Origin of the sequence: Lutibaculum baratangense AMV1 (assembly GCF_000496075.1) — a bacterium.
Lineage (GTDB): Bacteria > Pseudomonadota > Alphaproteobacteria > Rhizobiales > Tepidamorphaceae > Lutibaculum > Lutibaculum baratangense.
The window spans coordinates 1-15051 of the sequence record NZ_AWXZ01000029.1; the positions used below are offsets into that span (position 1 = coordinate 1).

Genomic DNA, 15051 nt, shown 5'->3' on the forward strand with positions numbered 1-15051 from the left:
AAGGCAGGCTCACGCCTGCCCTCTTTTTCTTTCAGCCGTTCAACTCTCGGAACAGCACCTGCCGTTCACCGTTGCTTCACCATGGTCGCGAACACTGTTGCCGGCCCGTAACAGGCGGGGGTCGACCGAATGATCGACTTGCACGATTCCCGTGCATCCGCCGCAGTTGCGACACAGTCTCAAGGCTCTGTTTGCCTTGTTGTTGATCAAGCACTGGCGCACGAGTAATCACAATGACCACGCAACAAGCAGCCCACCACGAGTTCAGCCGCCCCCAGCCCAGCGGCATCGGCAACCGGGCCGTCGCCGCGGCGTCCCTCTGCTGCAAGGAAACGACGCGCGTAGAGCGCTCCGCCCAGGAGCGTGCCGACCGTCTGCCCTACGAGGACACCGCCTGCTGCACCGACTGACGGGGAGCCTTCCGGAGGCTCTGGACGGCTGAAGTCACGGCCGCCGACGCAAGTCTCGCCCGCCGGAACGGGGGAGGCGAGCTGTCGAGATCCGGAACGTCTATACGTGCTGGCCGCCGTTGATCGAGATCTCGGCGCCGTTGACGTAGGACCCCCAGTCCGAGCAGAGGACGTAGATGATCTTCGCCACCTCCTCCGACGTCCCGAGGCGGCGGAGGGGGATCTGCTCGACGATCTTCTCGGTCCCGGGCGACAGGATCGACGTGTTGATCTCGCCCGGCGCTATCGCGTTCACGCGAACGCCGAGCGGCCCGAAATCGTGCGCCATCTCCCGCGTGAGCGCCGCGAGCGCCGCCTTGGAGGTGGCGTAGGCGGCTCCGGCGAAGGGATGGACCCGGCTGCCGGCGATCGACGTCACGTTCACGACGGCGCCCTTGGCTGCCGTCAGCTCGTCGACGAGGCCGCGGGCGAGCATGATCGACGAGAAGAAGTTGATCTGGAACACCGCCTGCCAGTCGCGGATGTCGGTGCTCATGGTGCCGAGGCGCGCGCCACCTTCTCCCTTCGGCGAGATCGCCGCGTTGTTGACGAGGGCATCGAGCCTCGAATTCTGCTCCTTCAGGCGCTCCTTCATCTCGAGGATCGCCTCTTCGGTCTTGGCGACGTCGGCGAGGTCCACCTGGATGTGATCCTCGGGCCCCGCGTCCCACGGGCAGTTCTCCGGGAAGGGGTGGCGGGAGCACGTGATCACGCGCCAGCCGGCGCTCGAGAAGCGCTTCACCGTCGCATGCCCGATGCCCCGGCTCGCGCCCGTCAGGATCATCGTCTTGCGGACTTCGTTCGTCTGCGCCATCGGGCGGCCTTCCTTGGGATGCTCAGGGGTAGAGGCGGACGGTCCGCCATCCGCCCTCGGGTGTGTCTCGGCGGTAGACGAGCCGCTCGTGAAGGCGGAACGGCTTGTCGCGCCAGAATTCGATCTCTACGGGCCTGATGCGGAATCCGGACCAGTGGCGAGGCCTCGCGATCTCGCCGATGCCGAAGGAGGCGGTGTAGCGGGCGACGGATTTCTCGAGCGCATGGGCATCCTCGAGAGGACGCGACTGGCGTGACGCCCACGCGCCGATCCGGCTTCCCCGCGGCCGCGAGGCGAAATATGTGTCGGCGTCCTCGTCGGAGACGACCTCCACGGGCCCGCGGACACGCACCTGCCGCCTGAGGCTCTTCCAGTGGAAGCACATGGCCGCCTTGCGTGCAGCGAGGATCTCGCGGCCCTTCGCGCTCTCGAAGTTCGTGTAGAAGACGAAACCCCGGTCGTCGACGCCCTTGAGCAGCACCATGCGCACGTTGGGCAGGCCGTCCTCGTCGACCGTCGCCACGGCGACGGCGTTCGGGTCGTTCGGCTCGCTCCGGCTCGCCTCCTCGAGCCACGCCTGGAACTGCCGGAAGGGCGCCTCGGCCTCTTCCATGCCGGCCTCGACCGTCGCCTGCGCCCCGTCCGTGATATCTTCCATAGTCTCGCCCGATCCGCTACGCATGGCTCATATATCCATCCTGGGCGCCGATGGCGAGGGAGAGCGTGGCGCCGCGCTTGCGGAGCGGCCGTGCGCTAACCACATGGATTGGGAATAATCTCCTACACGGCGAGCGGCATCACACGCTGGAGAGGTGTGTAGACGCCTCGCCGAAACAAGATCGGTATAGGACACGATGGCACGCGACCCATACGAGGTTCTGGGCGTCCAGAAGGCGGCGTCGGAGGCGGAGATCAAGAAGGCCTATCGTCGTCTGGCGAAGCAGTATCACCCAGACACGAACAAGGACGACAAGCGCGCCCAGGAACGCTTCACGGAGGCGACCAACGCGTACGATCTCCTGAACGACAAGACGAAGCGCGCGCAGTACGACCGCGGCGAGATCGATGCCGACGGCAATCCCGCCTTTGCCGGCGCGGCCGGGTTCGAGGGCTTCTCCCGGGGCGCGGGGACGCGCGGGGCCCGGTGGAGCTATCGCGGCGGCGGCACCGCGGAAGATATCAACGCCGAGGACATCCTGAACGACATTTTCGGCGGGCTCGGCGGCGGCGGCTTCGCCTCCGGCGCCCGCACGCGGACGCGCGCTGCGCGCGGCGAGGACGTGCAGCTTTCCCTGCAGATCGACGCGATCGAGGCCGCGCGGGGCACCTCGAAACGGGTGCGCCTGCCGGTCGGGAAGGAAGGCGACGTCAAGATCCCGGCAGGCCTTCAGAACGGGCAGCAGATCAGGCTCCGGGGCCAGGGGAAGCCGAGCCCCTATGGCGGCCAGCCGGGCGACGCGATCGTCAACGTGACCGTGGTGCCGCACCATCTGTTCAAGGTGGAGGGCGACGACGTTCGCCTCGACCTGCCGGTGACGCTTTACGAGGCGGTCCTGGGCGGCAGGGTGCGGTGCCCCACGCTCGATGCGCAGATCGAACTGACCGTGCCTCCGGGGTCGAGCGGCGGCCGGGTGCTGCGCCTCAAGGGCCGCGGCCTGCCGAAGGCCAAGGGCGGGCACGGCGACCTCCTCGTGTCGCTGCGCATCGTCCTGCCGGCCGATCGGGATCCCGAGCTCGAGGCGCTGATGAAGAAGTGGCAGGCCGAAAGACCATACGACGCCCGTCCCAAGCTTGGCAGCTGATGCTAAGCTCGGCAGAACATGCCGTAACGGCAGTCGTTCCAACGGCCGTCGTCTTCTTGCGACCCGGTCTCCGGCTGTGCGATAGGACCATTCCTCGCTCAGGGATTTAATCGCAACGGGACGAACGCCATGGCCGACGTGCAGGGACTTCTCGCAGGCAAGCGGGGGCTGATCCTCGGCGTCGCGAACAATCGCTCGATCGCCTGGGGCATCGCCAAGGCCGCCGCGGATGCCGGCGCGGAGCTCGCCCTCACCTACCAGGGCGATGCCCTGCGCAAGCGGGTGGAGCCGTTGGCGCAGCAGCTCGGCGGCCAGGTCGTCGGCCATTGCGACGTGACGGATCCCTCCACGCTCGACGCCGTCTTCGCCGAGGTGGAGAGGCTCTGGGGCAGGCTGGACTTCGTCGTCCACGCCATCGCCTTTTCGGACAAGAGCGAGCTCGACGGACGCTATCTCGACACGTCGGAAGCGAACTTCAACAAGACGATGAACGTCTCGTGCTACTCGTTGACGGCCGTCGCGCAGCGGGCCGAGAAGCTCATGTCGGACGGCGGCTCGATCCTGACGCTGACCTATTACGGCGCCGAGAAGGTCATGCCGCACTACAACGTCATGGGCGTCGCGAAGGCGGCGCTCGAGGCGAGCGTGCGCTACCTCGCCGTCGATCTCGGCCGGCAGAACATCCGCGTCAACGCGATTTCCGCTGGACCGATCAAGACGCTCGCCGCCTCCGGCATCGGCGATTTCCGCTACATCCTGAAGTGGAACGAGTACAACTCGCCGCTGAAGCGGGTCGTCACGATCGACGAGGTGGGCCAGTCGGCGCTCTACCTCCTGTCCGACATGGGCCGCGCGGTCACCGGAGAGGTCCACCACGTGGATTCGGGCTATCATGTCGTCGGCATGAAGGCCGTGGACGCGCCCGACATCAGCGTGGTCATCAACGAAGAGAAGGGCTGATGTCGGCGACCCGGTCACTACGCCTCGCCTCGCGCCCGACCGGCCGCGTGCGTCCGGAGAACTTCGAGATCCGCGAGGAGCCCCTGCCCGAACCGGGCGACGGCGAGTTCCGCGTGAAGCTGGAGTACGTGTCGCTCGACCCCGCCATGCGGGGCTGGCTGTCGGCCGCCCGCTCCTACGTGCCGCCGGTCGAGATCGGCGAGGTCATGCGCGCCTTCTCCTGCGGGACCGTCGAGGCGTCGAACAACCCGGACTTTCCTGTCGGCCAGGCGGTGGCGGGCCGCTTCGGCGTGCGGCACCACGCGATCTCCGACGGAACCGGGGTCTTGAAGGTCGACACGAACCTCGCGCCGCTGCCGCGCTGGGTCGGCGGGCTCGGCATGCCGGGCTGGACGGCCTATTTCGGCCTCCTCGAGGTCGGTCGGCCGAAGGAGGGCGAGACGGTTGTCGTCTCCGCCGCCTCGGGCGCGGTCGGCTCGCTCGTCGGACAGATCGCAAAGCTGAAAGGGTGCCGCGTCGTCGGCATCGCGGGCGGACCGCGCAAGTGCGCCTACGTGACGGACGAACTGGGCTTCGATGCCTGCGTCGACTACAAGACAGGCTCTCTCGCGGACGATCTGCGGACCGCCTGCCCCGACGGCATCGACGTCTACTTCGAGAATGTCGGCGGCGAGATCCTCGACATCGTGCTCGACCAGATGAACGATTTCGGGCGCATCCCCTTCTGCGGGATGATCTCCGCGATGAACGCGACGGAGCCCCAGCCGGGCCCGTACAACTTCCGCAAGATCCTGACGAGCCGGCTGACCGTGCGGGGCTTCATCGTGTTCGACTTCGCGGATCGCATCCCCGAGGCTCTCGACGCGCTCGGCCGCTGGCACGGCGAAGGAAGGCTGAAGATGCGCGAGGACATCAGGGAGGGCGGTCTCGAGGCCTTCGCGGACACGCTGAACGAACTCTATTCCGGCGGAAACAACGGCAAGCTCGTCCTCGCGCTCTGAGCGCGGCCGGTGCCGATTGCAGGCGTCTCCGGCTTCCCTCATATGAAGGTCGAGGCGAGGAGGCCCGTACGGCATGATTCCCCACTCCATCCGCATGATCCTGATCCGCCACGGCCAGACCGACTGGAACGCCGAGGGCCGGCTGCAGGGCCGCCAGAACGTGCCGTTGAACGGGGTCGGCCGGGAGCAGGCGCGCTGCAACGGCCTCGCCCTGAAGGCGCTCGCGGACAGGGAAGGTCTTCGTCTCGAGCGCTTCGACTGGGTCTCGAGCCCTCTCGGGCGGACCCGCGAGACGATGGAGATCGTGCGCGGCGTCCTGGGTATGGACCCGAGCGCGTACCGGACCGACGAGCAGCTGATCGAGATCTCCTTCGGCGACTGGGAGGGCTCGACCCTCCCGGAGGTCGAGAGCCGCGACCGCGTCGCCCACGCCGCCCGCCAGACCGACAAGTGGGCCTACGTGCCGCCCGGCGGCGAAAGCTACGAGATGCTGAGCGAGCGCGTCCGGGCGTGGCTGAGGTCGCGCGAGCACGACACGATCTGCGTCTGCCACGGCGGCATCATCCGGGCGGTGCGAGGCCTCGTGCTCGGCGTGCCGGTCGACGAGGTGCCGGTCTTCCCGGTGCCGCAGGATCATTTCGCCGTCATCGAGGGCGGCCGCGAGACCTGGCATGCCGGCGTGCCCGCCACCGCTATTTGACGGGGTTGGCGGGCCGCTCTAGAAGGCAGTTTCAAAGCCCCTTCGCCCGCGCGGCGCCACGAACCGCACCCCATGTCCCACAACAGCTTCGGCCACCTCTTCCGCGTCACCACCTGGGGCGAGAGCCACGGACCGGCCATCGGCTGCGTGGTCGACGGATGCCCGCCCGGCATCCCCCTCACCGAGGCCGAGATCCAGGTCGACCTCGACCGCCGGAAGCCCGGCCAGTCGCGCTTCACCACGCAGCGCCGCGAGGCCGACGAGGTGAAGATCCTGTCGGGCGTCTACGAGAAGGACGGCCGGCAGGTGACGACCGGCACGCCGATCTCGCTGATGATCTGGAACACGGATCAGCGGTCGAAGGACTATTCGGAGATCGAGAACACGTTCCGGCCGGGGCACGCGGACTTCACCTACGAGATGAAGTACGGCCTGCGCGATCCGCGCGGCGGCGGCCGCTCCTCGGCACGCGAGACCGCGATGCGCGTCGCCGCGGGCGCGGTGGCGAAGAAGATCGTGCCGAACATGAAGGTCAGGGCGGCGCTCGTGCAGATGGGCGCCCGCGCCGTCGATCGCAGCCGCTGGGACTGGGAAGAGATCGGCCGCAACCCGTTCTTCAGCCCCGATGCGAAGACGGCGGAGCTGTGGGCCGACGACCTCGATCGGATCCGCAAGTCGGGGTCCTCGATCGGCGCGGTGGTCGAAGTCGTCGCGGAAGGCGTGCCGGCGGGTCTCGGCGCTCCGATCTACGGCAAGCTCGACCAGGACCTCGCCTCGGCCGTCATGTCGATCAACGCCGTGAAGGGCGTCGAGATCGGAGCAGGCTTCCAGGCGGCCTCGCTGACGGGTGAAGAGAACGCCGACGAGATGGAGATCGGAAACGACGGCAAGATCCGCTTCAGGGCGAACAATGCCGGCGGCATCCTCGGCGGCATCTCGACGGGCCAGGACATCGTGGCGCGTTTCGCCGTGAAGCCGACATCGTCCATCCTCACGCCGCGCGCGAGCGTCACGCGATCCGGCGAGAACACGCAGGTCGTCACGAAGGGCCGCCACGACCCGTGCGTCGGCATTCGCGCCGTGCCCGTCGGCGAGGCGATGCTCGCCATCGTGCTCGCCGATCACTACCTGCGTCACCGCGGCCAGACCGGCACGCCGTGACGGCAGACACAAGAGAAAGACGTCCGATGACTGAAGAGATGCGCCGCGTCGCCGAGGTGATCCGCGCCTTCGAGCGGGGCGAGATGGTGATCGTCACCGACGACGACGATCGCGAGAACGAGGGCGACCTGATCGTGGCGGCGAGCCATGCCACGAGCGAGAAGATGGCCTTCATCATCCGCCACACCTCGGGCATCGTCTGCGCGCCGATGACGCGGGAGGAGGCGAAGCGGCTGAACCTGCAGCCGATGGTCGCCGACAACGACGCCCCGCATTCGACCGCCTTCACCGTCTCCGTCGACTACCGTCACGGCACGACGACGGGCATTTCCGCGGAGGAGCGCGTCGCGACGGTGCGGGCGCTCGCCAATCCCAACAGCGGCGCCGGCGACTTCGTGCGGCCCGGCCACGTCTTCCCGCTGATCGCACGGGAAGGCGGCGTGCTCATGCGGTCCGGCCATACCGAGGCCGCCGTCGACCTCTGCCGCCTCGCCGGGCTCCCGCCTGTCGGCGTGATCGGCGAGCTCGTCAACGACGACGGCACGGTGAAGCGCGGCGCGGAGGTCAGGGCGTTCGGCGAGGCGCACGGGCTGCAGACGGTCTCGGTCGCCGACCTCATCGCCTACCGGCAGAGACAGGAGCGGCTGGTCGAGCGCGTGGCCGAGGCCCAGGTGGAGACCTTCGCGGGAGCTGCCCGCGCCATCACCTACTCCACGCAGTGGGATCCGGTGCAGCATCTGGCGCTCGTCTTCGGCGACATCCGCGACGGCGAGAGCGTACCCGTCCGGCTGCACCGCGAGACGGTGCTCGACGACGTGTTCGGGCGGCAACGCCGCATCGAGGCGGCGGCGGAGTGGATCGCCCGCGAGGGCCGGGGCATCATCGTCTATCTCCGCGAGGGAGCGGCGGGCGTGGCGCCGGAGAACCCGGGCCGGCCGCGGGAGGGGATCGTCGAAGAGCATGGATCCGCGCAGGCACGGGTCGGCTCGTGGCGCGAGATCGGTGTCGGCGCGCAGATCCTCCGCGACCTCGGCGTCTCCACGATCCGCCTCCTGACGACGCAGACGAGGCACTATGTCGGCCTCGCGGGCTTCGGCATCGAGATCGTATCGACCGAGCTGATCGACGGCTGAGCCCTCCGGAGGGCTCAGCCGCGGGCGGCGCGGGTGATCAGTCTGCGGGAGGCTGCAGCCGGGGCCGGCGCGTGGCCGGCCTGGTGCGTCGCAGGAACACCCTCAACGGCCGGGCGAGCCGAGGTTCGACGCGCGCCACCAGGTCGTTCAGCCCGCGATACTCGCGGCGAAGGCGGCGCAAGATGCTCCGCGCGGTCCTGCTCGTCATCACGAGCAGCGCCGCACCGAACGCGATGAGCGGAGCGCCGAGCGGGATCGGCGTCGGCAAGACGATGGCGCCGAAGATCAGCGAGAGGATGCCGAGCGACTTCAGGAACAGGTGCGGGAACATCGTGTGCGCTCTGAGCTCGACCTAGACCGGCTTTCTATAGGCGGCGAGCTTCGAGACGAAGACCGGCTCCTGGAGAAGCGGCTCGAGGCCCTCCGCGCCGAAGATCTCGTCGAGGTCCTCGCGGGTGTAGCTCTCGAAGTAGGGCTCGTGGTAGCCGACGGGGAAGAGCGCGAGAAGCCCGTCATAATCGTCGGAATCGCCCACCTGAAGGCTGTCCATGAAGACGAGAATGCCCCCGGGCTTCAGAATCCGGGCGAATTCCCGCGCCGCCTCGCGCCTGATCTTCGGCGGCAGCTCGTGGAAGAGGTAGACGGTCGTGACGATGTCGACGCTCGCGTCGGCGAACGGCAGGTTCTCGGCCATTCCCACCGAGAATCGCGTGCGGCCGAGATTGCCGACGTGGCGCCGCGCCTCCTCGACATAGGCCTGGCTCAGATCGATGCCGGTGAGGCGCAGGCCGGGGAAGGCCTCGCGCACCTGCCGCAGGAAGCGGCCCGTGCCGCAGGCGACGTCGACGAGCGTCACCTTCCGCCTGTCGTGCTCCTTCAGGTACTGCGCGATCGGCACGAGGCACTGCCGCCGCATGACGTTCGCCGTGCCGTTGAACAGGACCTCGACCTGCGTGTCGTAGAGCCTCGCTGAATCGGGGCTCAGATAGCCGCCGGACTGGTAGTGGAAGTTCTGCAGGTAGTATCGCGGCAGCCGGCCTTGCCACTCCTCCGTGAACACCTCCTGCCCGTTCTTCGCGGTGCGTCGGCGAAAGACGTTCGGGACGTCCCGGAAGAAGGCACCACTGCGGCTCAGAAGCTCCGCCGGCCCACCCTCGTAGTCGCGAGGCGCAGGATAGATGCCGGCTTCGATGTTAACGGCGTCGCGCTGGAAAAGGGCGACGAGATCGCGCCAGATGCGCGCCCGGTCGGGGGTGGAGACCTTCGACCGCTCGACGCGCGCCTCGGGGTACAAGCGCTCGGCCATTCGGCGGAGCCGGCCCAGAGCGTATGAATGCGCGGTATACCAGACGACCCTGCCCGCCTGCTGAACGCCATAACCAGCTCTGAAACCAAGACGTTCGACGGGTCCGGCCATCATTTTCTCTCCGCACTCATCCGCGTTCGAGCGCTGCGACGCACTCAATATGGGAAGAGAACACGAACTGGTCCACAGGACGCACGAAACGGATCTGGAAGCCACCCTCGGACAGGATTTTGAGGTCGCGCGCCAGCGTCGCGGGATTGCATGAAACGGCGACGACGCGGCGTACGGAGGAGCGCGCCAGTTCCTCCGCCTGCGCCTTTGCGCCGGCGCGGGGAGGATCGAACACGACCGCGTCGAACCCTTTCAACTCCGGCGCCGTCAGCGGCAGCCGATCGAGATCCCGTCGCAGCGTCGCGAGCGGCTTCGTCCCCTGCCCTGCCCGCGCGGCCTTCTCGAGCGCGTCGAGCGCGGCCTGGCTTGCCTCGACGGCCGTCACGCGGGCTTTGCGGCCTAGACGCAGCGCGAAGGTGCCGATGCCGCAGTAAAGGTCGGCCACCTTCTTCGCCTTGCCCACGCCATCGAGCACCAGTTGCGCCATGGCCGCCTCCGAAGCGGCCGATGCCTGCAGGAACGCCCCGGGCGGGGGCGTGACGCGAATGCCGTCGAAGGAAATGACCGGCTCGTCCCGCAGGATCAGTGTCTCGCCGTCGAGCGAGAGGCGGGCGAGGCGCAATGCCGCCGCGCCCGCTGCCAGCTCCGAGATCTGACGGGGGCTCGGCGTCACGCCCTGCTCCACCGCCACGTCGAGACCGGTCTGGGTGTCGAGCACGGTGATGCGGGTATCACCTTTCGGGGAGACGAGCGGCGGCAGCCATCCCCGCATCGGAGCGATCATCGCTTCGAGATCCGGAACGAGGATCGGGCACTCCTCGACATCGACGAGCGTGTGGCTCATGCGCTCCGAATAGCCGAGGACAGCGCCGCCCTTCACGCGGCGGGCCGAGAAGACCACGCGCCGCCGGCTCGCATGCGGGACGGCGATGACGGGGTCGACCTCCGCCTCCAGGCCGCGCTGCCTCAGCGCGTGGATGACGAGGCCGCGCTTGAAGGCGAGGTAGGGCTCCTGCGCGAGGTGCTGGAGCTGGCAGCCGCCGCAGGTGCCGAAGTGGCGGCAGACGGGTGCGATACGCTCAGCCGCAGGTCGGACGACACGGAGAAGCTCGGGTCGCTCGCCACCTCGATCGATCTCGACCTGTTCGCCGGGCAGGGTGAAAGGTACGAACAGCTCGCCTTCCGCAGTGGCGGCGATGCCGTCGCCACGGTGGCCGAGCCGGTCGATATCGAGGATCTCAGGCACGCCGCGCTCCGATCAGGTATTCTGTGTTGCCGCTGCCGCCCTTCACGGGCGACACGATCGCGCCGAGCCGTTGCCAGCCGAGGCTCTCGAGCCAACGCGCCATTTCCTCCGGCAGGCGTGACGCCGCCGCCTCGTCCTTGACGACGCCGGCCTTGTCGAGAGCGTCGCGACCGAGCTCGAACTGCGGCTTGACGAGCGCCACGAGGACGGCTCCGGGGGCGGCGAGAGCGAGCGCCGGCGGCAGGGCGAGGCGCAGCGAGATGAAGCTCAGGTCGGCGACGATCAGGCGGGGTGCCTCGGGGACCTCGGTGCGGGAGAGAGTGCGGGCGTTGACGCCTTCGTGCGAGACGACGCGCGGTTCGCGCCGCAGCGACTCGGCGAGCTGATCGTGGCCGACATCGAGCGCGAAGACCCGCCTTGCGCCCCGCTCGAGCAGCACCTGCGTGAAGCCGCCGGTCGAGGCGCCGAGGTCGAGGCAGATTGCGCCTGCCGGATCCAACGCGAACGCTTCGAGCGCCGCGGCGAGCTTCAGCGCGGCTCGCGACACGTACCTGCCGGCGGGATCTTCCACCTCGATGCGCTGGCCGTCGCGCACGGGAGCGGCAGGCTTCACCACGGCGCGTCCGTCGACGCAGACGCAGCCGCGCTTGATCGTGTCACGCGCCCGCGCGCGGCTCGGCGACAGCCCCCGCGCGACGAGCGCCTCATCGAGACGCATGGTTTCGCCGTCCTCCGGGCGCTCGCCCGATCAGGCGAGCTGGGTCCGCTCCTCGGCGTGGTCGCGCCCGAGCGCCGACATGACGCGCGACACGATGCCGTCCGCATCGAGACCGGCGGTCTTGTACATCGCCTTCGGCGCGTCCTGGTCGAGGAAGGTGTCCGGCAACGTCATGGTGCGCACCTTCAGGCCCTCGTCGAGGGCGCCGTCCGCGGCCAGGAACTCGAGGACGTGCGCGCCGAAGCCGCCGACCGAGCCCTCCTCGATCGTCACCAGAACCTCGTGGTTGTGGGCCAGTCGACGGATGAGATCCGTGTCGATGGGCTTGGCGAAGCGCGCGTCCGCCACCGTCGTCGAAAGGCCGTAGGCCGCGAGTTCGTCGGCGGCTTTCAGGCATTCCTGAAGCCTCGCGCCGAGCGACAGGATCGCGACCTTCGAGCCTTCGCGGACGATCCGTCCCTTGCCGATCTGTAGCGGCGTTCCGCGCTCGGGAAGCTCGACGCCGACTCCCTCGCCGCGGGGATAGCGGAAGGCGGACGGGCGGTCGTCGATCGCCGCGGCCGTCGCCACCATGTGCATGAGCTCGGCCTCGTCGGCGGCCGCCATCACGACGAAGTTCGGCAGGCAGGAGAGATAGGCGATGTCGTAGGCGCCCGCATGGGTCGGCCCGTCCGCCCCCACGAGGCCCGCCCGGTCGATCGCGAAGCGCACCGGCAGCGACTGGATCGCGACGTCGTGCACCACCTGGTCGTAGGCGCGCTGCAGGAAGGTCGAGTAGATCGCGCAGAACGGCTTGTAGCCTTCCGTGGCGAGGCCCGCCGCGAAGGTGACGCCGTGCTGCTCGGCGATGCCGACGTCGAAGGTGCGGTCAGGAAACCTCTCTCCGAATATGTCGAGCCCCGTGCCGCCCGGCATGGCGGCGGTGACCGCCACGATCTTGTCGTCGGCCTCGGCCTCGGCGATCAGCCCCTTCGCGAACACCTTCGTGTAGCTCGGCGCGTTCGACGGCGACTTCGCCTGCTCGCCGGTGATGACGTCGAATTTCGACACGCCGTGATACTTGTCGGCCGACTCCTCGGCCGGTTCGTAGCCCTTGCCCTTCTGGGTGACGACGTGGACGAGGATGGGCCCTTCCGGCGCGTCGCGGACATTGCGGAGCACCGGCAGGAGATGCTCGAAATTATGCCCGTCGATCGGGCCCACATAGTAGAAGCCGAGCTCCTCGAAGAGCGTGCCGCCGGTCACGAAGCCGCGCGTGTGCTCGACCCAGCGGGTGATCGTGCGGTCGACGGACTTCGGGAGGTGCGAGGTGAGCTGCTTGCCCGTCCGGCGCACGTTCATGTAGGTGCGCCCCGAGATCAGCCGCGCGAGATACGCGCTCATGCCGCCGACCGGCGGCGCGATCGACATGTCGTTGTCGTTCAGGATGACGATGAGCCGCTTGCCCATGCCCCCGGCATTGTTCATCGCCTCGTAGGCCATGCCGGCCGACATTGCGCCGTCACCGATCACGGCCACGACGTTGTTGTCGCCATGCGAGAGATCGCGCGCCACCGCCATTCCCAGCCCTGCGGAAATCGACGTCGAGGAGTGGGCGGCACCGAACGGGTCGTACTCGCTTTCCGCCCGCTTCGTGAAGCCGGAGAGCCCACCGCCCTGCCGCAGCGTGCGGATGCGGTCGCGCCGGGCAGTGAGGATCTTGTGGGGATAGGCCTGGTGGCCGACGTCCCAGATCAGCCTGTCGGCCGGCGTGTCGAAGACGTGGTGTATAGCAACCGTCAGCTCCACGACCCCGAGGCCGGCGCCGAGATGGCCTCCGGTGACGGACACCGCCTCGATCGTCTCCTGCCGGAGCTCCTTCGCGAGCTGGGGGAGATCGTCGTCCGGCAGACGACGCAGATCTTCCGGGCTGCGGATCGTGTCGAGGAGCGGCTTTGGAGAATTCACGGGGCGAACCTAGCGGACTTTCGGACATCGGGACGAGTACTGTCCCTGGGATATGGGGTGCAAGCTCGCGCTAGCGAGGGTACCCGGCTCAAACTTCGTGCGCCGTGCGCTCCAGCCGCGCCCATGCCGCGGCCCGTCGGTCCGGCAGAAGCGCCGCGAAGGCCTCCTCCCCGAAACGGGCGCGCAGGGCGAGCGGCACGGGACCGAGCGTCAACATGTGGTAGTCGAAGTGGCAGGGCTTCTCGGCCGCTGCCAGGTAGAGGAAGTGCAGCTTGAAGAAGCGCCCCGACAGAGCCTTGTAGGTCGAGGGCTTGAGGATCGACCGGAGCTGGATCGACACGACCGTCGGGTTCGTCCGCTCGCCGTCCGGAACTCGGACACCGCTCGAGGCGACGGGGTCGCACCGATGGACGCTCATCACGTCCTTGCGGGCCTGATATTCGAGCCAGGTCAGCCGGTCGCTGGTCGACAGCCGAAGAAGCGCCTCGCGGAACCAGTCCGCTTCGGGCAGGTAGCTGACGAGCGGCATGACGCTGCCGAGCGTCAGCAACGACAGGCGCGGGCCGATGCGACCGAGCTTCGGCTCGAGGCGCATCGCACGGTCCACGGCGTCGGCAGCGAGGAAGGCGCCGGAGCTGTGGCCGACCACGAGGATCTCGTCGACGCCGTCCTCGAGAGATACTTGGGCAATGCGTTGGGCAAGCCGGTCGAGCCGCTCCTCCCAGTCGGGCCGCCGTCCGGCTGCATATTCCGCCGCCTCCGCGAAATCCACGGCAAGGTACCCGACATAGAGCGGCCGCGACAGGCGCCGAAAAAGCTGATTGCAAGTCAGAGCGGAGACCGTCAGGACCGCGAGACCCACGACGTGCCAGGGGAAGCCGAGGCTCGCCAGCCCGACACCGGCCGCTCCCCCAGCCGCCAGCGCCACGGCCACGAACAAGATGGCCATCGCGAACGGATAGAGGACGAACGCTCCGAACTGCCACCTCGCCTCGAAGAAGCGTCGCATCGCCCCGCTGGAGAGGTAGAGCCAGAAGGTGCGCACCGCGCGGGAGACCTGACGGCGAACCGGGGCCCGAAGATCCTCGCGGACGAGATCTTCCCAGGGACAGAATTCGTAGGTCGTCTCGACCTGCCATTCCTCAGTCCGAGCCGACGCCTGCCAAAGATAGGTGCCCCAGAGCCGGGAACGCGACACCCGGCCGAGCTTGGCCTCGACGCCGTACACGGTCCGCAGGCTCTCGCAACCCTCGCGGTACATGCGGCGATATTGGCGGACGCCTCGGCCATCGTAGCCCGGCACATAGAAGACGTGCCGTCGGCGGAGCGGAAAGCTCGCCCGCCGCGCCGGTGGAACGGTGGGCCGCCGCAGCGCCGGGTGCTCGATGATCTCAGCCGACATCGAGGGGCTCCACCCCTGTCGGGCGACCCTCCGCGTCGGCGGCGATCTTCTCGACGCGCATCTCGGCCTGCCTGAGGAGCCTGTCGCAGTGCTTCTTCAGCGCGTCGCCCCGCGTGTAGATGGCGATCGACTCTTCGAGCGCCACGTTTCCCTTCTCCAGCCGGCCGACGATCTTCTCCAGTTCGGCCAATGCCTCCTCGAAGCTCATCGCGGCAACGTCGTCGGGAATGGGGTCGGCCCGGTCGGTCACGACACTCTCCTTCAAGCGCTCACTCTCCGTCACTCTCGGCCCTCGGCAAGA

Annotated in this window: 16 protein-coding genes; 7 read left to right on the forward strand and 9 right to left on the reverse strand. The window is 68.3% G+C overall.

Going from position 1 to position 15051, the window contains the following annotated elements:
- Positions 1-233 precede the first annotated feature (233 nt).
- A complete protein-coding gene (locus N177_RS21660; protein WP_023432188.1) occupies positions 234-410 on the forward strand; it encodes a hypothetical protein in 177 nt (58 codons plus the stop codon).
- A 100-nt stretch (positions 411-510) separates the two neighbouring features.
- Here N177_RS21660 and N177_RS09995 read toward each other — a convergent pair whose 3' ends face one another.
- Positions 511-1263 (reverse strand): SDR family NAD(P)-dependent oxidoreductase, encoded by a 753-nt coding sequence (locus tag N177_RS09995; RefSeq protein ID WP_023432189.1) that lies wholly within the window; start codon positions 1261-1263, stop codon positions 511-513.
- Positions 1264-1285: 22 nt separating this feature from the next.
- A complete protein-coding gene (gene pdxH, locus N177_RS10000; protein WP_040485578.1) occupies positions 1286-1876 on the reverse strand; it encodes a pyridoxamine 5'-phosphate oxidase in 591 nt (196 codons plus the stop codon).
- A 241-nt stretch (positions 1877-2117) separates the two neighbouring features.
- Between pdxH and N177_RS10005 the strand changes: the two genes are divergently transcribed.
- From N177_RS10005 to ribB, 6 genes are all read left to right on the forward strand, one after another.
- Positions 2118-3065, forward strand: coding sequence for a DnaJ C-terminal domain-containing protein (locus tag N177_RS10005; protein WP_023432191.1), 948 nt, complete (start codon positions 2118-2120; stop codon positions 3063-3065).
- A gap of 129 nt (positions 3066-3194) precedes the next feature.
- Positions 3195-4025, forward strand: coding sequence for an enoyl-ACP reductase FabI (gene fabI / locus N177_RS10010; RefSeq protein WP_023432192.1), 831 nt, complete (start codon positions 3195-3197; stop codon positions 4023-4025).
- Positions 4025-5026, forward strand: coding sequence for an NADP-dependent oxidoreductase (locus tag N177_RS10015; RefSeq protein WP_023432193.1), 1002 nt, complete (start codon positions 4025-4027; stop codon positions 5024-5026). Before fabI ends, N177_RS10015 begins: the two co-directional genes overlap by 1 nt.
- A 73-nt stretch (positions 5027-5099) precedes the next feature.
- On the forward strand, positions 5100-5726 hold the full coding sequence (locus tag N177_RS10020; protein ID WP_023432194.1) for a histidine phosphatase family protein: 627 nt from the start codon (positions 5100-5102) through the stop codon (positions 5724-5726).
- 72 nt (positions 5727-5798) lie between these two features.
- Positions 5799-6887: a chorismate synthase gene (gene aroC, locus N177_RS10025; protein WP_023432195.1), complete on the forward strand. Its 1089-nt coding sequence runs from the start codon at positions 5799-5801 to the stop codon at positions 6885-6887.
- A 26-nt stretch (positions 6888-6913) separates the two neighbouring features.
- Positions 6914-8020: a 3,4-dihydroxy-2-butanone-4-phosphate synthase gene (gene ribB, locus N177_RS10030; RefSeq protein WP_023432196.1), complete on the forward strand. Its 1107-nt coding sequence runs from the start codon at positions 6914-6916 to the stop codon at positions 8018-8020.
- A 37-nt stretch (positions 8021-8057) separates the two neighbouring features.
- Here ribB and N177_RS10035 read toward each other — a convergent pair whose 3' ends face one another.
- The 7 genes from N177_RS10035 to N177_RS10065 form a co-directional block, all read right to left on the reverse strand.
- Positions 8058-8351, reverse strand: a complete 294-nt coding sequence (locus N177_RS10035; RefSeq protein WP_023432197.1) for a hypothetical protein — start codon at positions 8349-8351, stop codon at positions 8058-8060.
- Between the two features lie 21 nt (positions 8352-8372).
- Entirely contained in the window at positions 8373-9326 is a 954-nt protein-coding gene (locus N177_RS10040) for a class I SAM-dependent methyltransferase (RefSeq protein ID WP_160170926.1), read from the reverse strand.
- A 127-nt stretch (positions 9327-9453) separates the two neighbouring features.
- Complete coding sequence (locus N177_RS10045; protein WP_023432199.1) at positions 9454-10683, reverse strand: class I SAM-dependent RNA methyltransferase; 1230 nt, start codon at positions 10681-10683, stop codon at positions 9454-9456.
- Positions 10676-11401, reverse strand: a complete 726-nt coding sequence (locus tag N177_RS10050; RefSeq protein ID WP_023432200.1) for a TlyA family RNA methyltransferase — start codon at positions 11399-11401, stop codon at positions 10676-10678. The genes N177_RS10045 and N177_RS10050 overlap by 8 nt, the downstream gene beginning before the upstream one ends.
- 30 nt (positions 11402-11431) lie before the next feature.
- Positions 11432-13348, reverse strand: coding sequence for a 1-deoxy-D-xylulose-5-phosphate synthase (gene dxs / locus N177_RS10055; protein ID WP_023432201.1), 1917 nt, complete (start codon positions 13346-13348; stop codon positions 11432-11434).
- Between the two features lie 88 nt (positions 13349-13436).
- A complete protein-coding gene (locus N177_RS10060; RefSeq protein ID WP_051402326.1) occupies positions 13437-14750 on the reverse strand; it encodes a hypothetical protein in 1314 nt (437 codons plus the stop codon).
- Positions 14740-14958, reverse strand: coding sequence for an exodeoxyribonuclease VII small subunit (locus tag N177_RS10065; RefSeq protein ID WP_040485583.1), 219 nt, complete (start codon positions 14956-14958; stop codon positions 14740-14742). The genes N177_RS10060 and N177_RS10065 overlap by 11 nt, the downstream gene beginning before the upstream one ends.
- Positions 14959-15051 lie beyond the last annotated feature (93 nt).